Raw genomic sequence first — 20,278 nt, 5'->3', positions numbered from 1 at the left:
AGGAGGACTGGAAATGGATCATAGCGAGGTTTTGCAGCAAGCCTGTTACGTCTTTCTAAACGACCTAAATGATGAAATAAACCATTCACCCACCATCCAAATAGAGGATACAGAACTATTGCAAAGATGCCGCCAGATCATAGATCAAGAACAAAATGTACAAATCAAACCTTATCTGGAAACCTTATCTGAGGTTATTCATGCCTTTCTGACTGGGAGGGCTTCAGAGGATACTTTGAAATTCTATCTGTCTGAACAATTCAACATTGTTGCCAGTGATATCGCAGGTTTAATTCAGGGGTTGGTTAAAATGGAAAGCCGCATTTCGGATACGGAAATTTCCTACCCAGCAGTCCAATCCTTATCCGATTCTCCCAAGATCAGTGTCATTATCACCACCTATAATAGAAAAGAATTCCTATATCAAGCGATCCAAAGTATCTTAATGCAGGACTATCCCAATAAAGAGATTACAGTGATTGATGATTGTTCTACAGATGGCACGAAAGAGTTAATGCAGCAACACTTTGGGGCGGAGCCACGGGTCATTTACATGCGCAATGCTACCAATAGCGGACCTGGAAATAATCGTCGAAAAGCTTTTGCTGCACATGGTGATGGGGAATATGTTCTTTTTCTCGATGATGATGATTATCTGATCGACATGAATTATTTCAGTAAAGCAGTCCGCTTCCATCTCCTTCATCCCGAAATTTCATTTGTAGCTGCGAATGTGTTTCTGGAGTATTCCAAAGCCAAACAACTAAAAATCTCCAATCTGCAGCTTAGCAGCATTATTAAGAAACGCGATTATTTCATGAATTTCGAGAAAAAAGGATATCCAAAACCCGCCTCTACTTTAACTACTGTCTTTAAACGAGAGGCCTTAATGGCTATGGATATCCTAGATATGAATATGGTCAACGATGCTTCCATCTATTTGCGTTCCCTGCTGGTAGGTGATGCGGGCTTCATTGATGTGATTGCCGGCGTATACAGAATACACGGGAACAATATCACCTTTAATCTGAGCCAAGGATTCTTAATTGAGAATCTGGAAGAAAAGAAACTCATTAAGAATATGGCCGTGCAGAAATATGGATATAACGCACAGGAAATGACGGAATGGTTCAACCACAATGCTTACGATACGATCTCATACTATTTATTAAATTCTGCAAAGGACGCTACAGACTTTAAATTCATGTACCATTGGGCGCTTAACCATTGCCCGCTGATCTACAATCAATTAAAAAATGAGTTTCGCATGAAGCTTATTAAAAAACAACTATTACGAATCTCCTTACTCCGCACGCTACTCGGCAGATGATTCGCTCATTAGCTTATCGAGCAGCAGAAAAAACTCTTTAAGTTTTTCTTTTGGGATGTCGGCATACTTATCTCCAATGCTGATCTCACAATAAGAAGCATGTTCCCCGGTAGCTCTTATACCCGCGCTTAAACCGATTCCTGTCGCCTCATACACCGCTGACAGAATCGGTTCAATTTGTTCCTTAGACATTTGAAAATGCATGTGAAACATATTGGAGACAGGTTGAGCGGGCAGAGTGGTTACGTCGTGACATTGATTAACCCAGGCAGCAAGCTCCTTTGCACCTTCATAATACTGCTGCATGTTGCCTTCTCTTTGCTGGTAATAATAATCAGAAGAAATGATGTACGGATATAAGCTGATTAAGTCTCCACCATGCCGCCGTTTCCATATCTTTGATTGCTTCGTAAAATCTTCACTGCCTGCAAGAATTGCCCCAGCGATTCCTCCAATTCCTTTATAAAAGGATATATACACACTATCAAAGAGTGCAGAGATTTCAGCTGCTGACTTCCCGTAATACGGGAGGATCTCAAATAATCTTGCCCCATCCAAATGCAATTTAATGCCGCGTGCACGGCAATGAGCAGAAATAGCTTCAAGCTCCGTGTACTCTGGCAGCTGACCACCAATCTCGCGCTGGGGTAATTCCAGCAACAAACAGGCGATATCCTCCTTTAGGTTCGCCACATCCTCCAAAGTGATTAATCGGTTCTTGTCCGCAAGCAAGATAGGCTCAATATGATGTAATTCCTTCAGGCCATCCTGCTCATGGATCTCCAAGTGACATAAGGGATGATAGGCTACTTTTTTCACCTCTTTTTCATCGCACCAAATTCTTAAAGCGATTTGCTGCGCCATCGTTCCGCTCGGAAAGAAAACCGCGGTTTCTTTGCCCAGGATATTCGCCATTTTCGTCTGGAAATCTTCAATCACTTCGCCCGTTCCATAAATATCAGATGCCGTACTGTTCTCTACGGCTGCCAAGGCTTCCTTCAACACTTGCACATCTCTATTCCCATTCCCTGCGATTCGATAGGCCGTTTCATTAAAAGCCTCTTGTACGGTTTTTTTTCCGTTCATTCGTTGGATAACCCCTTCCGGATTTGCCTTGTCCCTAATATAGACGAATTTCCAAAAATCCCATCTTAATTTTACCCGATCTAAGGTGAAAAAACATGAGCGCTGTGCTACAATATTGGAATTGCAACGGCAATCTTAGGGAGGGTTATTGAATCACATGCTCATTATTGGTATCGCCGGCGGCACCGGCTCGGGAAAAACAACCGTAGCCCGCTCCGTCATTGACCGTCTTGGAACGGGAAAGGTAACTTTCATATCTCAAGATAACTACTATAAGGATCACTCACATCTCAGCTTTGCTGAACGTGAATCCATTAATTACGATCATCCTTTCGCTTTCGATAACGAGCTGCTCATTGAGCATCTTAAATCTCTGCGCGAAGAACAGACCGCATTCGCTCCCGTGTATGACTTTACAGTCCATGCCCGCTCCACTACAGAGACGGTAGAACTGAAGCCAAACAATATTGTAATCATCGAGGGACTCCACGTCCTTTCTGACGAGAATCTCCGTGAAATGCTCGACATCAAGGTATTCGTGGATGCCGATCCTGATGTACGCATTCTCCGCCGGGTCCTTAGAGATATTGAAGAACGTGGACGGAGCATCCAGTCGATCCATCATCAATATTTGAGTACAGTTAAACCCATGCATGAAGCTTTTATTGAGCCATCCAAAAAATACGCTGACCTGATCATCCCTGAAGGTGGCCATAATGAGGTTGGTATTCAGTTGTTGTCCATCCTAACGGAGAAGCATCTATATAACGATTGGACGTCTTAAAGTCTTAATTAAGCGCTTCTAGCTAGCTGCAGAGAATCTCTCTGCGGCTTTTTTGATATGCGTTGACCCATCCATGGTTCAGAATAATCCCACCTCATTCTGGTAATAGCTATATTTACAGCACCAGCGGAAGAGGGATAACAACTATGGGATTTCTGAACAGAACAATAACAAAAGTTTTTAAGAACCCTTCATTAGGGCACCCTAACCCCACTAAAGAATTACCCAAGGAACCCATTAAAGAAAAACTTCAAGATAATATTCAATATATAAAAACAACACTCGGCAATAGTACAGATCTCGTGATTAGAGAATTCTTTATTGGTTCCAAACACCAGATTAAAGCAGCTATTTTCTATACAGATGGATTGGCGGATAGTAAAGCTATTCAGGATTTCATTCTGGAATCACTAATCTTAGAACTTCCAGATCCAAGTCTTGATACACAAACAGCCAACTATCAATTATTAAAAGATCACATGCTCACTGTAGGGGATATTAAAGATGCGACGGAGTTCAATTCTTTATTCACCTCTCTATTATCCGGAGATGTGATCCTCTTACTCAATGGATATACCAAAGGGTTCACCATAGGCATGCGTGACTGGAAAGACCGTGGCGTAACGGAAAGTGCCACTGAAACGGTGATTCGTGGACCTAAGGAAGCCTTCACAGAAAGCTTACGCACGAATACCGCATTAATCCGGCGGAAAATAAAAGACCCCAATCTTTGGTTAGAAACACAGCAAATTGGACGTGTAACACAGACAGACGTAGCCCTCATGTATATCAATGGCATTGTTAGTGATGAGATTCTGCAAGAAGTACACTCACGTTTAGATCGGATCGACATTGACGGGATCCTGGAAAGTGGCTATATCGAAGAATTAATCGAGGATGAAACCTATACCCCATTTCCAACGATCCATCATACGGAACGCCCTGACGTTATAGCAGCTGCTCTTATGGAAGGAAAAGTAGCCATATTAGTAGATGGGACTCCTATAGTAATGACGGTGCCTACCTTATTTGTTTCCTTCATGCAGACGGCGGAAGATTATTATCAACGTGCCGATGTTAGCACCTTAGTACGAATGCTTCGATACTTCAGTATTTTCATTTCACTACTTGCCCCATCTTTGTATGTAGCTATTACTACCTTTCATCAGGAGATGCTGCCCACAACCCTGCTGATCAGTCTAGCCGCACAACGGGAGGGCGTGCCGCTTCCAGCATTTATTGAAGCACTCTTAATGGAGCTTGCCTTTGAGATTATACGAGAAGCGAGTGTACGAATGCCTCAAACCATAGCCCAATCTGTATCCATTGTAGGCACCCTAGTGATTGGGACTGCGGCAGTTGATGCCGGCATTGTTTCTGCTGCCATGCTTATTGTCGTCGCTATTACTGCTATCTCCAGCTTTGTGCTGCCATCCTTCGATCTTGCCCTGACCATCAGAATGCTCCGTTTCCCAATGATGTTCCTTGCTGCATCCTTTGGATTGTTTGGGATCATTATCGGCGTTATTGCGATAGTTCTTCACATGTGCAGCTTACGTTCCTTTGGAATTCCTTATTTGAGCCCGTTTGCTCCCTATAATCTCGCCGATCAAAAGGACACCTTTTTCCGAATGCCGCATTGGGCTATGTTTACCCGCCCTAGACTTATCAATAAAAAAAATATCGTTCGGGAAAAGAGTTCACCACCGGAGAAACCGGGAGATCTCACGGAGGAATAATTCATGAAACGAAGATCGCTTCTGATTTGTGTTCTTATTCTCATGCAAATATTTGTAACAGGTTGCTGGAGCCGCCGAGAATTAAATGATCTTGCGATTGCTGTAGGAATAGGTATCGATAAAATCGGAGATCAATATCAAGTTTCTGCGCAAGTGGTCTTACCCAGTCAAATCGCTGGCTCAAAGGGGGGCTCTCCTCAGGCACCAGTCAACCTTTATAAAGCGACGGGAAATACCGTATATGAAGCCCTTAGAAAAATCACAACCGTTAGTCCACGTAAAATTTATATCTCTCATTTACGAATCCTAGTCCTTGGCGAGGATTTGGCTAAAGAGGGAATCAGCGATGTTCTTGATTTCATGTCAAGAGACAACGATACGCGAAATGATTATTTTATAGTGGTAGCAAAGGATGCGAGGGCAGAAGATGCGTTGAAAATATTAACCAGTCTTGAAAAGATTCCTGCCGTGCGATTGTTTTCCAGTCTGGAAACCTCTGAGAAAAATTGGGCACCTACATCTACTGTGACATTAGGAACCCTAATTACAGAACTTGTGAGTAAAGGTAAAAATCCAGTCTTAACAGGTGTTGTCATCGATGGAAGTGTAGATGAAGGAGAAACTCCGAAGAATGTTGAAACGGTAGACTCTCCAACGGAATTGAAATACTCCGGATTGGCCATATTCAAGGAGGACAAATTGATTGGTTGGCTAAATCCAGAGGAATCAAAAGTGTATAACTATTTAACCAATAAAGTAAGGAGCACTGTTTTCTATATCCAATGTCCCGAAGGTAAAAAGGTTTCACTTGATGTATTTGAAGCCCGTTCCAAAATGAAAGGCAGCATCCATAGTGGCAAACCAGAAATCACTATTGAGCAGCATTTAGAATCAGATTTAGGAGAGGTACAATGCAGAAATCTTGATCTAAGGGACCCAAAGACCATCACTCAATTAGAACAAATCGCCAATAAAAAAGTAATAAATCTATTCGAAGCTACAATTAAAAAGGTACAAACTGAATACAAAAGTGATATTTTTGGATTCGGCGAAATCATCCATCGTTCTAACCCGCAGGCGTGGAAGAAACTGCGAAACAATTGGGATGAGACCTTTGTTAACCTTCCAGTAAGCGTAAAGATGGATATTAAGATTCGCCTGTTAGGGAAAGTGACTAACTCTTTCCTAGAAGAGGCGAAGTGATGAATTGGAGTGAACAAAACCATGTTGGAAAAGGGAAAAATAAGTACTCGCCAGCTAACCTTACTGGTTATGCTCCTTACTATTGGGGATTCCATCCTTATAATCCCTTCTTCATCCACACACTACGCCACACAAAACGCCTGGATTTCAGCTTTAATTGGAATGGCATTAGGTTTGCTGGCCAACTATATGTACAGCAAGTTCGCAAAGTTATATCCCAAATTAACGCTTATTGAGGCAATTCAAAAGGTCTTCGGAAAATGGCTTGGGACTATTCTATCGCTTATGACTTTATTGTTTTTTCTTATAGTTATCGCTGGAAGTATGAGGGAGATCAGTGATTTTGTGATTTCAGAAATGTTGCCTGGAACTCCTATCCCGGCCATCCTGCTCTTATTTATACTTATCGTAATTATGGCAACGCGGCTCGGTATTGAGGTTATCGGACGAGCGGGAGAGATCTTCACTCCAATGGTCGTTATCCTATTTCTGATCCTGACGGTCGCAATTGTTCCTCAGATGGAAATTATCAGAATATTCCCCATCCTGGAAGATGGAATAAAGCCAGTACTGAGAGGGACTATTCCCATTACGGCCTACACTTTTTTAGAACCAGTCGTCTTTCTAATGATACTTCCTTATGTAGATAAACAACAAAAGATAACAAGGAGTTTTTTACAAGGCACCCTCCTAGGGGGGACTGTAATTTTCATAACGCTCATCGTCTCCATACTGGTCTTAGGTCCGGATCTGACGGCCAGAGATATATATCCCAGCTATAACATCGCAAGGCGCATATCTGTTGGTGGAATCTTTGAGCGGGTGGAAGCCATGATAGCTCTACAGTGGATGTTAACTTTCTTTATAAAAGTAACTTTGTATTTCTATGCTTTTATTCTGGGGTTGTCCCAATTATTAAAATTGAAGGAGTATCGAGTGTTATCCTTACCGACAGGGTTGATTTTGGTCGCACTAGCACCTCTTATAGCCCCAAATTACACTTATTACGGCGAAATTTTTGATAATTATTGGGTGTATTATGTTATAACCTTTGGGTTATTTCTACCCCTGGTTTTGTTAAGCGTAGTAATGTTCAGAAGAGCACTGAGCAAAGACTTAATATCTCGAAACTAGATGGTTTGGGAGGTTGTGAATATTGGGTATAGTAGTGATTCTCATAGTTGTAGCCGTTATAGCAGCCATTGAAGTTCCCCTGATGTGGAGGAAAAAATTAATCAAGGAGATGTGGGTTTTCTCATTTCTTCTGTTGCTGGGAACTTTCTTCAGTCTTATTAATGCGTTACATATTTCGGTCTCTAACCCATTGGGATGGATGATATTTATCTATAAACCCGTCTCCGATATGGTAAATGCCTGGTTATCCTAAAATGGGACTGAACCATTCCCTTGAGATGGCTTAGTCCCCATGATTAAACGACATTGCCAAATCAGCAAGCGCCCTAAAGTTTGTTGCTAGCCGTTCACGCGCCAGCCAGTAATAGACTTCCTGGCCTCTCTTTTTATGGTCAACAATGCGGGCATCCCGTAGGATTTTGAGATGATGTGAAATCGCTGGCCTGCTTATTTCGAATTCACCTGCAATTTCCCCAACATTCAGCCGACCTTTATTCCCTAATAACGTAACAATCCGAATCCGAGTAGGATCACCAAATGCGGTGAGAAACCGTGTGATGCTGTTGATATCGTTAGGTTTAATCTCTTGCGGTTCTATCTCCCCACCCCGATTCGTAAATAAACTTAAACATACTCACTTGTTGAAACTACAATAAAGACCTTGTAGATTCTCTAACTATTAATTCAGCCGGGAAAATCTGATGCGCATGCTTAACCTTCTTATTGATGAGATCAAAAAGAATCTTAATCGTCGCTTCCGCAATCTCCACTACCGGCTGTTTGATGGTAGTAATAGAAGGATTATAATAGAAGGAAATATCCAATCCGTCATAACCAGCCACAGAGTAATCTTCCGGGACTTGCTTGCCCGCTTCAAATATTGCCTTACAGGCGCCGATAGCCATACTATCTGATAAGGTAAAAATAGCGGTGAACTCTTCACCTAACTCTAGCAATTCTTTTGTAACCGCATACCCATTTTCCATACTGTAACTGTCGATATCCTCTTTCATCCGCCGCACTAGCCGCTCATTATAAGCGATTCCATGATCAGCTAAAGCCCTTTTATAACCTTCATATCTTAACTTACCGATACTTACATCTTCTTCTGGTGCAGTAATGACTGCGATTTTCTCATGCCCCAGATTACATAAATAGTCCACAATCTTATAGCTCTCATTAAAGTCATCGACAGATACAGAAGAATAGTCGCTCAAATCAAACTCTTCCGTCATTCCGATCGTACTAAGGACAAATGGAACCGTTAATTGCTGTAATTTCTCTTGAGAGTGTGAGAATAGCCCTCCTAAAAAGACAATTCCCTTTAGCCTTTTTTCTTTCTCCAGCTCAATCGCCACTTCGATCTCATCTTGATTCTCATCAACTCGCTGTAGGATGAAGGAGTATTTCTTGCGTTGAATCTCTTTTTCGAACACTTTGATCATCGGGCTAAAAAATGGATTGGATATCCCTTTAATCAATACTGCAATCGTTTTCGAATCAGAACGTTTTAAATTTCTTGCACTGTTGTTCGGGACATAATGATTTTCTTTGATAACCCTCATAACCATCGCTTTTGTTTCTTCATTAATATCCGGATGATTGTTAATAGCCCTTGATACAGTAGTCACGCCAACACCGCATAATTTGGCGATGTCTATAATAGTCAGTCTCTCCATTTCTATCTATCCTTTACTTGTTAGTATCTATCAAACTCCTTAATCCTTATTCAACTTCATAGTCAAAATAAGAAAGCAGGGGATTCCTGATGGTCACCCACCAAGAAAAACACCCTACTCGCTTCTTACATGAATATTAATTTATTTAACGAGGTAGATCAAGCTTAACCCTTAACCGCACCTGCAACGACACCTTCGATGATGTACTTTTGACAAGTCAGGTAGAAAATGATGATTGGCACAATAGCTAAGACCAGCATCGCCATCATAGCTCCCATGTCAATCGATCCGTATCCACCTTTTAGGTACTGGATCGCAATAGGAATCGTTTTATATTCTGTACCAATCAGCAGGTCTGGCAATAGGAAGTCGTTCCATACCCACATTACATTAAGGATAGCTACAGTTACAGCAATAGGTTTCAGGATGGGCAATACCACTTTAAAGAAGGCCTGAGGTGGATTACAGCCATCAATCATTACCGCTTCTTCAACCTCAAGCGGGATAGACTTCACAAATCCGCTAAACATAAACACAGACAGCCCTGATCCAAACCCTAAATAGATTAAGATAATCCCAATCGGATTGTCGAGATGCAGCACGTTTGCAGTCTTAGTCATTGTGAACATAACCATTTGGAAAGGCACGATCATCGAGAATACAAACGCATAATACATCATGCCTGTGAATTTGGACTTCACCCGGGTAATGTACCATGCAGTCATGGAAGTAAATAACACGATCACAGCCACCGAGCATACCGTAATAAACAAGGACATTCCGAAGGCACTGAAGAAATCAATCTTTGCTGCACCACTAGTATAGTTCTTTAAACCAACAAACGTAGTCTCATTAGGGAATAAGAACGGCGTATCACTAATGTAGAACTTACCCTTGAAGGAGTTCATCAGAACAATAAAAATAGGAGATAAGAACGCAATGGCCAAGACCAACAAAATGGTGAATATGGAGTAATCTTTTGCTCTAGTCTTTTGCATTAGTTCTCAACCTCCTTTCTTCTAGTAATGACAAGTTGTATTAAGGCGATTAAGGCTACTAAAGCAAAGAATACGACGGCTTTCGCTTGACCGACACCTTCCCATCCTGATTTTCCGTAGAATGTATTGTAGATGTCCAGTGCTAACATGGAGGTCTGCTTAGAAGGTGCACCAGCGGTCAACGCTAAGTTCTGGTCAAACAATTTAAATGAATTAGATAAAGTTAAGAATAAACAAATAGTAATGGACGGCATTACGAGTGGAATAGTCACATTACGCAAAATCTTAGAACGTGAAGCTCCATCAATTCTTGCGGCTTCTACTATATCTTTAGGAACATTCTGAATACCTGCAACATAGATAATCATCATGTACCCTATCAATTGCCAATTCATAAGAACGATTAGTCCCCAAAATCCATACGTTGCATCAGAGGTCAAAGTGACACCGAATTTGTACAAAATCCCATTAAAAATCAACTGCCAGATATATCCTAATACGATACCGCCTATCAAGTTAGGCATAAAGAAGATCGTTCTAAATACGTTGGTACCTTTTAGCTTTCTAGTTAATAACATCGCCAAGATGAAGGCGAACACATTAATAGTAAGAACAGATAAAACTGTGAATTTAACGGTGAAACCTAATGCATTTAGAAACTCTTGATTCGAAAAAGCTTTAGCGTAATTGCCAAACCCTATCCATGTTGCATCATTGACTGTAGTAAACTCTGTAAAAGACAAATATATACCCAAAAGAAAAGGGATCACAAAGGCAATTCCAAAGGCTATTATGGTCGGTAATGCAAAAAGAGCAAAATATTTTTTTATCGATTTTTCCATGGAGTCTTCTCCTATCTCAGTATGGAAAATGATGAAACAGATGTAGCAAGATCCACTCCAATTGTTGCTTAGTGCCACTGAATCCCGAGGGAGCCCAGTGGCACTAAGCTTTTATCTGTATGACAACTGAGAGTTATTCAAGCATCTTTCCATGCATTTATTATTTTGCTTTTTCAGCCTTCCAAGTGTCCTTGAAGATGGTTACAACTTCATCCCAAGTTTTGTTTCCTTGAGCGTATTGCAAGAGCGCATCACCAAAGACGTTTTTGAATTCTTCACTTGGGAATGCTGCGAATGTCCAAGCTACAGAAGTAAGATCTTTTTCCATCCAAGCAGATACTTCTTTAGCAAGTGGATCTGCTGGTTTTTCGCTGTCTTCAAAGGTATTGAATGGTGCGATGAAACCTAGATCGTTAGTTACATAAGCTTTACCTTTTTCACTGGAGAACAACCATTCCAGGAAAGCGATAGAAGCTTGTTGGTTCTCAGCAGATACTTTGCTGTTGATTGCGAAATAGTTTTCTGTACCTACAGCCAAACCTTGTTTTTCTTCGCCTTCCATACCTGTGTAGATAGGCAAGAATTTGATTTCTTCAGCTTTAACTACGTTACCGTCAACATCGTTGATTTGTGACCAAGCCCAGTTACCATTTTGAACCATAGCTGCGTTACCAAGTGCAAATTCAGCCATGGAGTCAGCTACGGATTTACTACCCAGCAAGGATTCTTTAGTTACAGAGTTCTTGATGTACAGATCGAAGATGTTTTTAAATTTATCGTTGTATTTGAATTCAACTTCTTTAGAAGCTAGACCCGCAAGAACGGTGTTGTCAAACTCAGTATTGTCTTTGAATTCATAGTACAGCGGCAAGTTTGCAAGGTGAGTCTGCCATCTCCATTGCTCACCAGCAGCGAGGGAAGTGGAGGCGAATACACCTTTAATGCCCAGTTGGTCTTTTTTAGCCGTCATATCTTCTACTACTGCTTTCAAAGTGTCGAAGTTATTGATCTCAGTTGTGGAGGAGATCGATACCGCTTTATCAGCCAAAGCGAAGTATTTCTTCATAATTGCGTCGTTGTAGATGATGCCGTATCCTTCAACTACGTAAGGGATACCATACACGCCTTCACCTTCAGTTACAGCCAAGCTTTTGTCGGACAGATAGCTGTAAAGCTTAGTATCTTTCAAATCCAAGGTGTAATCTTTCCAGGATTGAAAACCAACAGGTCCGTTAATTTGGAAAATAGTTGGCGCTTCAGACTTGGAGATTTCGGATTTCAATTTAGTTTCGTAAGTACCCGCAGCAGCCGTTACGACTTTTACCTTAACTCCTGTTTCTGCTTCGTAATCCTTAGCGATCTTTTCATATATTTCTGCAATCTCAGGTTTGAAGTTCAAGAAATAAACTGACCCTTTTTTACCAGATGTAGCGTTTCCATCATTGGATGCAGAATTATTTTCTTTATTCCCACATCCTGCCGCTAAGACAACAACCATAGACATTACTAACATGAGCCCTAAATATTTTTTGATATTCTTCATTCTTCTTCCCCCTCGTACTTTTTATTAGATTACTTCGCATGAAGACGTTCCGATGCTGTTAGTGAAAATTATGTCAGCGTTTTCATTTGCTTAAGTAATCCCCAGCCTACTTTTTGGTATCCTTCTCGGTATCCTTATCGGTAACGTTTTCAATTGAAATATTAGCACACCATTTTGAACTTTTCAATAGCCAATCTTTTAGAATCATTTTATGGAAAAACTGCCCACGGCAAACCTTGCAAGCGTTATAATAGATTCATCCTTATTCATGAATGGTGAATGCTTAGGACATACTAATGGTTAACGACCCATTAAATAACTATGAATAGGTGATTGCATATTTTATCTCTGATCGAACAGTATGAGCTACAATTCTCCAATAATAATTATTTTGGCGATATCGGGGTAGCTCCCTCTTACTCCATTGTAGAAGGCTCCCTTCCTGTACTAGTCTCAGCTCCACATGCCATTAATCATTTTCGAGAACATGCTGTAAAACCAGCTGACATGTATACAGGCTCCCTTGCCCTCTTGTTACAAAAGCTCACCAATTGCTACTGTATTTATTCGAATAGCTTTTCCAAAGAAGACCCAAATTACATCTTAGGTGGAGAATATAAGGCTGCGCTACGAGCGCTTGTCAAAGAACATCGCATTCAGTTTGTGATCGATCTGCACGGAGCTTCCAAACTTCGAGAGTTTGATATTGACCTAGGGACACTGTACGGAACCTCTATACGAGAGAATAATTTAAATGACGTCATAGGCATCTTTAACAATAATGGTATTACCAATGTTCGACAAAATCATACATTTTCTGCATCCCATCCTGGAACGATTACTTCATATTGCACTAAGGAATTGTTAGTTCAAAGTATTCAAATTGAAATTAATCGAAATTATCGTAACCCGAATGCGTTTGATTTATTCCAAAAAACCATTCATTCCCTTGAACAAATCATTAAACTATTGGGCGGTGTCTGACATTATTATCGAGCAAACCTTTACTATTCTAGACAAACAAAGCCTTCAACCTCGTGAAGAAATCACAATGAACTCCGAAGAGTTAAAGGAATTAGGTTTAGTGCAGCATATCTTCGTTGATCTTACAGCAGAGAATGGTGTCAAAGTCAGCTGTTTAATTTTATCGGCAGATGAGGTGCCAAGAGGTACAATCCAATTATCCAAGCGGGCAAAGGACAAGCTCGGGGACTGCCTGACTACAGGATTAACAATAACGAAGCCAGAATACGACACAGTTCTTCGGGGAATTCCTAAAGTGGACGAGATTGCCAAACCCTATGTAAAAGCCTGTCCAGCACTCGTCCGTAAATATACGAATCAAGTAGAACTTATCAATCCCAAAAATGGCTTCCGGGTAAACCTAACTTTACGAGAAGATAGCACAGCCAAACCGAATACCCTTTACTTCAACAGATACATCATGTTATTGCTTGAAACCCATTCCGAGGGGCATGATCCATTAATCATTACTCGCGCTAGGACGCGTTCTCAACCCAAGCCAGGCATACATAAACTTATAAATCAACTGATCCAACGGCCCTTAAGTGCATTAGGGAACTTTTTTATTGGCAAAAGAGAGCTCACCCTCAGAGTGGGTCATCCTTACCCTTTTGATGAGCACCAGAATTTATGCAGAATTCATCCGAATGTTAGAAAACTGCTAGGCATGGAAGAAACAGATCAGATCGTGATCTCCTATAATTCCAAACAAATCACTATCCCCATCTTAGACATCGATACGGAGCATATTGCCCAGTCAGTCAAGCTTTATGCGGATAATGAGCAGCTTAAATTTATCGACAGCCACTTATTTATCGGGATCACCGCCTTATCGCGTAACGAGTTAGAAATCCCAAGCATCGGCACATCAGTTACCGTAAAAAGAAGTATGTACTCCTTATTCCTAAAGCACTTAAATAAACTAGTCTTACCTGTTATCGCTTTGTTGTTCACCATAGTACAGCTATATAAGGATTTGAACTGGAGCATCGCTCTGACCGTCATCATTTCTCTTGTGTTACTTCCGATTATCATCTACACAACACTATCTGAGGAACGCGCCAAAATTAATTAAATGGAGGGATTTCCGTGGAATTCACTTCACAATCCCAAGTAGAAGATATGATCTACAGCTCTTACCTAAGGGCCATTAACAACATTACAGAAACTTTGGATGAAGAAGTTAGAAAACCGGAGTTAACCAGAGCATTACTGGATGCAGTCGGAAGTCCGGATCGCAATCAAAAATACATACTGATCACAGGCAGTAAAGGTAAGGGCTCCACCTCTAGATTTATTTCCTCTCTGTTAAGTCACTTGGGTTATAAAGTGGGGTTATTCACCTCCCCTCACCTGGTAGATTTCAACGAAAGAATCCGGATCAATGGGCAGGCAATAGCCACAGAAGATTTTGTGCGATTAGGTAATGTAATTCGCGGGGGCTTCCACCAGATCGAAGAGCAGCTTGCTGCTGATGAATATCAAGGTCCGGTTGGGGTTGCTTTGGCTATTGCGGCTTTGTACTTTAAGGAGAAGGGTACAGATATCAATGTGATTGAATGCGGTAGAGGAGGAAGGTTTGATGACACCAATGTCCTGAGCAATGACTGGGCTGTCATTACCCCGATTATGGAAGAGCATGTAGCCCATTTGGGACCTGATCTGAACAGCATTACACTGCACAAGCTGGGGATTGTCAAAAACAACACAACAAACGTCTATGTTAGCAAACAGAAATCCGACGTTCTTGCGATCATGAAGGACAACCTCTCCTCCAACCCTGTGCAATATTATGAAGAACAGTTTTTAGCTGAATCTATCACAACCACTTCTGTCGGAACTACTTTTGATGTCCGGACGAAGCCAGCCGTTTATCCAGCCTTGACCCTTCCGCTATTGGGACAGTTTCAAGCGGTCAATGCTGCCAGCGCAGTCGCACTTTGTGAAGAGATTACAGGGGGACCCCTTGATCAGAAGATCGTACATCACTGTTTTGAACAATTACAATGGCCGGGGCGTTGTGAAGTTATCTATCATGACCCACTGACGATTATTGACGGAGCTATTCATAGAGATTCTGCAAGCTATCTGGCTGAACTTATTCAATTAGTGAATCCTGAGCGCAGCCGTACCGTCACATCCATCATCGGTGTCCCTAAGGATAAAGATTACACAGGGGTCATCGAAGTCATGAGTACAGTCTCGGATCAACTAATCGTAACCAAACCCGATATAAGCCATCTAATTTTCCCAACGGATGCCCTGCTTATCGCTAAAAGTTTTCTCGAAAAAAGTTCCGAATTCCCTTATTTAGAGGATGCTCTTACGTATGTTAAAGAACAATCACCTTCGGAGATTATTGTAATCGTGGGTACGCAAACTCTAATCGGAAATGCCAAAAGATTATTCGGGCAATCGCTGCTGAATATCGGCTTATAACTGATTCATACGCTGAAGAATAACTTCCCTGTAAAGGTCTGAGAGGCCAGGTACTTCACTTGGATTTTGCTTACAATATTCATCTAACATCACCTTATGGTTGACCTCAATCACCATCAAGCCTTGATTTGTCTCTAAGATATCTACTGAGCAGAAATCAAGGCCCAGCGCTTTAGAGGTCCAGGAGGCAAGCTCCGCCAGCGCCTCTTGTTTGGCCTGATCTTTCACCTCAATCGTAACAGCTCCGTTAATCAAATTATGCTTCCACGAACGAACTCTTTTTTTGCCAAGGAATACACGCGCCTGATGATTAAAAGTTACAATTCTATACTCAATCTCCGCTTCATAATAAGGACCTATTGCCCCATTAAGCTGTAAAGAAAATAATAAATCCAGCTTTTCATGCAGATCGGCTATCTCATTGATTTTGTACACATGATTTCCCTGCGCCCCGTTATCCTGCTTCATAACTACCTCCCCATTGCACGCTTGGAAATAACGCTCAGCCAATGGATAAGGATTCAAATTGCTAAATTTGGAGTCAGGATGCGGCAAATAAATATGTTCTACGGCTGGGATATTCGCCTTATGCAAAACATCATAAGTTAGAGATTTACTCATGGCAATGATCGTAGAAGCACTGTTGTTTAGTCCGATCTCAGCGTCTACCATCACAAATGATTTCACTCCATCTGTCGCTCTATATACGAAATTCGGTGTAATTTCCTCAAAGCTAATCCCTGAGGCTGTAACAGAATGCTGGATCATTTTTAAGTAAGGTCTAGTCGTCATTCAGTTTCCTCATTTCTAACAAAATATGACCAAACCTAATCATAGCATGAGGAATATTAATAAAAAATAATAAAATTGCGTTATAATAGTTAACACAATAATCTCCCGAATCTTATTTCAGGTCCCTTTTTCACAAAAATGACAGACTGTATGTTACGTTTAATGACTGACAGCGCTTTTATAGTTAAAATAAGTGTTGATTATTTAGAGATCATCCTCTATGATAAGCTTATTAAAGCGAAACAAAAAGTTAAAGCGGTTAAACTTTAATCTCTAGGTACCTAGTATTATTGCTAATTAATAGTGTTAGCATGATCAAAAGTTAAAGCGCTTATACTTTTAAAACGAGAGGTTGGTGTGTCATGATCAATCGCGAGAACAGGCGGCAGACGTTCTACATGTATCTGTTCATTTCTCCTTGGATTATCGGCTTCCTAGTATTCGCCCTTTATCCTATCTTATCATCGCTTTACTTCAGCTTTACTGATTATGACATCATACACCCACCTAAATTTATCGGGCTCGCTAACTACACAGAGATGTTTCACAATGACCTGTTCTGGAAATCGGTGGTTGTCACGCTGAGATATACCTTCATCGGTGTACCTATCCAGCTTGCGCTCGGTCTTGGCTTTGCACTATTGCTTCACCAGACCATTCCTTTGCGCGGCTTTTTCAGAACAGCAATGTATTTCCCAAGCATGGTATCCGGCGTGGCCATGTCCCTGCTGTGGTACTGGATCTTCAACCCGCAGATCGGGCTCTTCAATTACATCCTTTCCTGGTTCGGCATTCATGGACCGGCTTGGCTGATGAACCCAGACACTGCACTATATGCCTTGATCATCATGACTTTCTGGACAGCAGGCTCAGGAATGATTTTATTTCTTGCAGGTCTGCAAGGCGTACCGGCTAGCTTGATCGAAGCCGCTAACCTTGACGGTGCCGGGCGCTTCAGAATCTTCCTGAACATTACCTTACCGATGATCTCTCCCGTGCTGCTCTTCCAACTGATTATGGGACTGATTGATTCCTTCCAAGTCTTTACCCAAGCTTTTGTCATGACTCAAGGGGGGCCGAATTACTCTACCTGGTTCTATGTCTATAATCTCTACACCAGCGCTTTCAAAGAATATCGTGCCGGTTATTCCTCAGCCTTGGCATGGGTGCTCCTTATCGTAGTTATGCTGTGCACCGCACTTATTATGAAATTGTCTAACCGTTATGTTCACTATGAAGGAGGCGGACGCAAATGAGTACAGTCAGAGCGCTAAGCCCCCGGACTAAAGGAACAAACCGCCGCCGGAAAGCGGAGCCTGTTAAGATTTTCAGCTTTATTACTCTAGTAGTTACAACATTTCTGATGCTGCTTCCTTTGTTCTTCATGGTCTCCACTTCACTTAAGTCCAAACGCGAGATGCTGAAGTTCCCACCCACCTTTCTTCCGGAGAGCTGGCAGTGGAGCAATTACACAGAAATATTTGATACCCTGCAGTTCGGTACTCTTTATAAAAACAGTCTGATTATCGCCGGCTTTAGTGTTGTGGGAACCTTGATTTCTTCGGCGCTGGTTGCCTATGGATTCGCCAGATTCAGAGGTACAGGTAATCAGGTGTGGTTCATCCTGCTGCTGAGCACCATGATGTTACCCTATCCGGCCATTATGATTCCGCAATTTGTACTCTTTTCGCAAATGAACTGGATAGATACCTTTTTACCCCTGATCGTGCCTGCTTTCTTCGGCTCAGCCTATAATATTTTTCTGCTGCGCCAATTCTTCTCCACATTGCCTGAAGAGCTGTTTGATGCCGGACGCATTGATGGCTGTGGTGAAATACGGATGTGGGCTACCATAGCAATCCCACTCTCCAAACCTGCACTTGCGACCGTAGCTATCTTTGCTTTTATCTACAACTGGAATGATCTGCTTACGCCAGTGCTTTACTTAAGCTCATCAGATAAGTTCACGCTACCCGTCGGGATGGCTTCTCTTACCTCATCGAGGTTCCGTATTCCACCTTGGCATCTGCTAATGGTTGCTTCAGTTCTAGCTATGGTCCCAATCGTTACGCTGTTTGCTGTAGCCCAGAAACAGTTCGTCGAAGGGATTGTACTTACAGGGATTAAGTAATAATCCGCCATCCGGCGGCCAAATATACTTGAAATCATGGAGGGTTTAGCTAATGAACAAGAACAGGAAAAGTATTGCGCTTTTACTTGCAGCTACCATGCTCGTTGTTCTAGCCTTATCAGGCTGTAGCGGCGGCAAATCGGCGGGTAACGCCCTATCTGGAGGAAACGGTGACTCTACTAATTCTGGAGGTAAAGCAGAAACGGTAACGATTACCCATTACACAATAGATTCAGAAGACCGCACATTTGTCGAAAAATTAATCCCTGATTTCGAGAAGCTGCATCCGAATATTAAAGTGAAAGTGGAAAAAGCGCCTTATGAGCAGTTCGACAGCAAGCTGCAAACGCTAATTGCCGGCGGCAAATCGCCCGACGTGACAAGTCACTGGGGGTATGGAGGTTTCGCAGAATACTACAATAAGGGTATGTTGTTCGATATGACCGACCTTATGAAAGAGGATGGTTTCAAGGCAGAGGATTATAGTATCCCAGAGAATCTAATGGGTATCTACAAGGTTAAAGATCACACTTACGGCATCCCGGTCAATATGTATGTCACCTTAATGCTCTATAACAAAGACATGTTTGATGCTGCCAAACTGACTTATCCAACAAGCAATTATGAAGATAAGAGCTGGACGTTTGAAAAAATGGTCGACGAAGCTAAACAAATGACGCTTGTATCCGATGATATCGCCAAAACTCAATATGGCGTAGACTTCACTTGGTCCGAACGCGATATGCGGCCGTTATATTTTGGAGCGGAGCCTTACTCAGAAGATACATGGACTAATGGCGGCGTGCCTTCCGAGACTTATTTTGACTCCCCTGAAGTGATCGCTGCCTACAACAAGCTATTTGATCTTGTCTTTAAGGATAAAGTCTCTCCTTCTTCCGAATGGAGCAAAAGTGTAGCTGGACAGAACGGCGATCCCTTTGTTGCTGGTAAAATCGGCATGTCTATCGGAGGCTCATGGAACCTTGCAGGTGCAAATGACTTCCCCTTCAAAATTGGCGTAGCCGCTGTGCCATGGGGAGGAAACGAAAAGGTACGCAGCACCCTTTATGTCGATCCGCTGCTGATCTTGAAGGACTCCAAACATCCGAAGGAAGCTTTTGAATGGATCAAATACCTGATCACAAGCGAAGTGCAAGAGAAATCCATTGAGCTTAGTGGCGGTAACCCACCAGTCAACACCGAAGCTGCAGAAGCTTACTATAAACATTTTGAAGGTATCGATCCACAGGATATCAAAAATGTCTACGAGGGTGCTGTTAACTACGGCTTCGAATCCTATAACCACTTAATCACCAACTACTCGCAAATTAATGACATGTTCATTAATGAATTGCAGCCAGTAGAAACCGGACATAAGACGGTTGAAGAGGTGATGGCGACGATTCAGAAGAAGGTTACAGAGATCATTCAGCGATAACTGTTTGGCAGGTATACCGCCCCCTTTAGGGACGGTATACCTGCGTGAAATCATACGTTTAGCGGACAGTCTGCCAACCCTGTATACTGAAAGTAGAAAACAGGATCGGAAAATCTG

General features: G+C 41.9%; 19 protein-coding genes. 12 read left to right on the top strand and 7 right to left on the bottom strand.

Annotation, left to right across the window (positions count from 1 at the left end; translation table 11 throughout):
* Window positions 1-13 precede the first annotated feature (13 nt).
* Window positions 14-1,330 (top strand): glycosyltransferase family 2 protein, encoded by a 1,317-nt coding sequence (locus tag MHH89_RS23350; protein WP_076126977.1) that lies wholly within the window; start codon window positions 14-16, stop codon window positions 1,328-1,330.
* On the opposite strand, the gene MHH89_RS23345 is transcribed toward MHH89_RS23350, so the two are convergent.
* Entirely contained in the window at window positions 1,316-2,416 is a 1,101-nt protein-coding gene (locus MHH89_RS23345; RefSeq protein ID WP_076126976.1) for a threonine aldolase family protein, read from the bottom strand. The two genes, MHH89_RS23350 and MHH89_RS23345, sit on opposite strands and share 15 nt — an antisense overlap.
* A gap of 157 nt (window positions 2,417-2,573) precedes the next feature.
* Here MHH89_RS23345 and udk point away from each other — a divergent pair, with 157 nt between their 5' ends.
* The 5 genes from udk to MHH89_RS23320 all read left to right on the top strand — a co-directional run bounded on the left by udk (window position 2,574) and on the right by MHH89_RS23320 (window position 7,529).
* A complete protein-coding gene (udk, locus tag MHH89_RS23340; RefSeq protein ID WP_036687251.1) occupies window positions 2,574-3,200 on the top strand; it encodes a uridine kinase in 627 nt (208 codons plus the stop codon).
* A gap of 146 nt (window positions 3,201-3,346) precedes the next feature.
* The gene (locus tag MHH89_RS23335) at window positions 3,347-4,939 is read left to right on the top strand and encodes a spore germination protein (RefSeq protein ID WP_076126974.1); all 1,593 of its coding nucleotides are present in this window, start codon (window positions 3,347-3,349) and stop codon (window positions 4,937-4,939) included.
* 3 nt (window positions 4,940-4,942) lie between these two features.
* Complete coding sequence (locus MHH89_RS23330; RefSeq protein WP_076126972.1) at window positions 4,943-6,142, top strand: Ger(x)C family spore germination protein; 1,200 nt, start codon at window positions 4,943-4,945, stop codon at window positions 6,140-6,142.
* A gap of 21 nt (window positions 6,143-6,163) precedes the next feature.
* The gene (locus tag MHH89_RS23325; RefSeq protein ID WP_076219030.1) at window positions 6,164-7,276 is read left to right on the top strand and encodes a GerAB/ArcD/ProY family transporter; all 1,113 of its coding nucleotides are present in this window, start codon (window positions 6,164-6,166) and stop codon (window positions 7,274-7,276) included.
* Between the two features lie 22 nt (window positions 7,277-7,298).
* A complete protein-coding gene (locus MHH89_RS23320) occupies window positions 7,299-7,529 on the top strand; it encodes a hypothetical protein (RefSeq protein WP_254847760.1) in 231 nt (76 codons plus the stop codon).
* A 30-nt stretch (window positions 7,530-7,559) separates the two neighbouring features.
* On the opposite strand, the gene MHH89_RS31375 is transcribed toward MHH89_RS23320, so the two are convergent.
* The 5 genes from MHH89_RS31375 to MHH89_RS23300 all read right to left on the bottom strand — a co-directional run bounded on the left by MHH89_RS31375 (window position 7,560) and on the right by MHH89_RS23300 (window position 12,338).
* Window positions 7,560-7,835, bottom strand: coding sequence for an ArsR/SmtB family transcription factor (locus MHH89_RS31375; protein ID WP_370511611.1), 276 nt, complete (start codon window positions 7,833-7,835; stop codon window positions 7,560-7,562).
* 88 nt (window positions 7,836-7,923) lie between these two features.
* Entirely contained in the window at window positions 7,924-8,955 is a 1,032-nt protein-coding gene (locus tag MHH89_RS23315) for a LacI family DNA-binding transcriptional regulator (protein ID WP_076126967.1), read from the bottom strand.
* Window positions 8,956-9,119: 164 nt separating this feature from the next.
* On the bottom strand, window positions 9,120-9,953 hold the full coding sequence (locus MHH89_RS23310) for a carbohydrate ABC transporter permease (RefSeq protein ID WP_076126965.1): 834 nt from the start codon (window positions 9,951-9,953) through the stop codon (window positions 9,120-9,122).
* Window positions 9,953-10,795, bottom strand: a complete 843-nt coding sequence (locus MHH89_RS23305) for a carbohydrate ABC transporter permease (RefSeq protein WP_036687240.1) — start codon at window positions 10,793-10,795, stop codon at window positions 9,953-9,955. The genes MHH89_RS23310 and MHH89_RS23305 overlap by 1 nt, the downstream gene beginning before the upstream one ends.
* Before the next feature lie 160 nt (window positions 10,796-10,955).
* Window positions 10,956-12,338, bottom strand: a complete 1,383-nt coding sequence (locus MHH89_RS23300) for an ABC transporter substrate-binding protein (RefSeq protein ID WP_076126963.1) — start codon at window positions 12,336-12,338, stop codon at window positions 10,956-10,958.
* Window positions 12,339-12,671: 333 nt separating this feature from the next.
* Between MHH89_RS23300 and MHH89_RS23295 the strand changes: the two genes are divergently transcribed.
* From MHH89_RS23295 to MHH89_RS23285, 3 genes are read left to right on the top strand one after another with little or no spacing between them, the layout of a single operon-like run.
* On the top strand, window positions 12,672-13,322 hold the full coding sequence (locus tag MHH89_RS23295) for an N-formylglutamate amidohydrolase (RefSeq protein WP_341088246.1): 651 nt from the start codon (window positions 12,672-12,674) through the stop codon (window positions 13,320-13,322).
* Window positions 13,288-14,436: a hypothetical protein gene (locus MHH89_RS23290; RefSeq protein WP_341088244.1), complete on the top strand. Its 1,149-nt coding sequence runs from the start codon at window positions 13,288-13,290 to the stop codon at window positions 14,434-14,436. Before MHH89_RS23295 ends, MHH89_RS23290 begins: the two co-directional genes overlap by 35 nt.
* A 14-nt stretch (window positions 14,437-14,450) precedes the next feature.
* The gene (locus tag MHH89_RS23285; RefSeq protein ID WP_340011745.1) at window positions 14,451-15,800 is read left to right on the top strand and encodes a bifunctional folylpolyglutamate synthase/dihydrofolate synthase; all 1,350 of its coding nucleotides are present in this window, start codon (window positions 14,451-14,453) and stop codon (window positions 15,798-15,800) included.
* On the opposite strand, the gene MHH89_RS23280 is transcribed toward MHH89_RS23285, so the two are convergent.
* Window positions 15,795-16,592, bottom strand: a complete 798-nt coding sequence (locus MHH89_RS23280; RefSeq protein ID WP_076310074.1) for an ATP-grasp domain-containing protein — start codon at window positions 16,590-16,592, stop codon at window positions 15,795-15,797. The genes MHH89_RS23285 and MHH89_RS23280 overlap by 6 nt on opposite strands.
* A gap of 362 nt (window positions 16,593-16,954) precedes the next feature.
* On the opposite strand from MHH89_RS23280, the gene MHH89_RS23275 reads away from it, so the two are divergent.
* From MHH89_RS23275 to MHH89_RS23265, 3 genes are read left to right on the top strand one after another with little or no spacing between them, the layout of a single operon-like run.
* Window positions 16,955-17,848: a carbohydrate ABC transporter permease gene (locus tag MHH89_RS23275; protein ID WP_036687229.1), complete on the top strand. Its 894-nt coding sequence runs from the start codon at window positions 16,955-16,957 to the stop codon at window positions 17,846-17,848.
* Window positions 17,845-18,723, top strand: a complete 879-nt coding sequence (locus tag MHH89_RS23270) for a carbohydrate ABC transporter permease (RefSeq protein WP_076305124.1) — start codon at window positions 17,845-17,847, stop codon at window positions 18,721-18,723. Before MHH89_RS23275 ends, MHH89_RS23270 begins: the two co-directional genes overlap by 4 nt.
* A gap of 52 nt (window positions 18,724-18,775) precedes the next feature.
* Complete coding sequence (locus tag MHH89_RS23265) at window positions 18,776-20,161, top strand: ABC transporter substrate-binding protein (RefSeq protein ID WP_341088241.1); 1,386 nt, start codon at window positions 18,776-18,778, stop codon at window positions 20,159-20,161.
* Window positions 20,162-20,278: the final 117 nt, after the last annotated feature.

Source organism: Paenibacillus sp. FSL H7-0323, assembly GCF_038002725.1.
Lineage (GTDB): Bacteria > Bacillota > Bacilli > Paenibacillales > Paenibacillaceae > Paenibacillus_AQ > Paenibacillus_AQ odorifer.
Note: the sequence above shows the minus strand (reverse complement) of the source record. Positions and strands in the feature narration are given on the sequence as shown.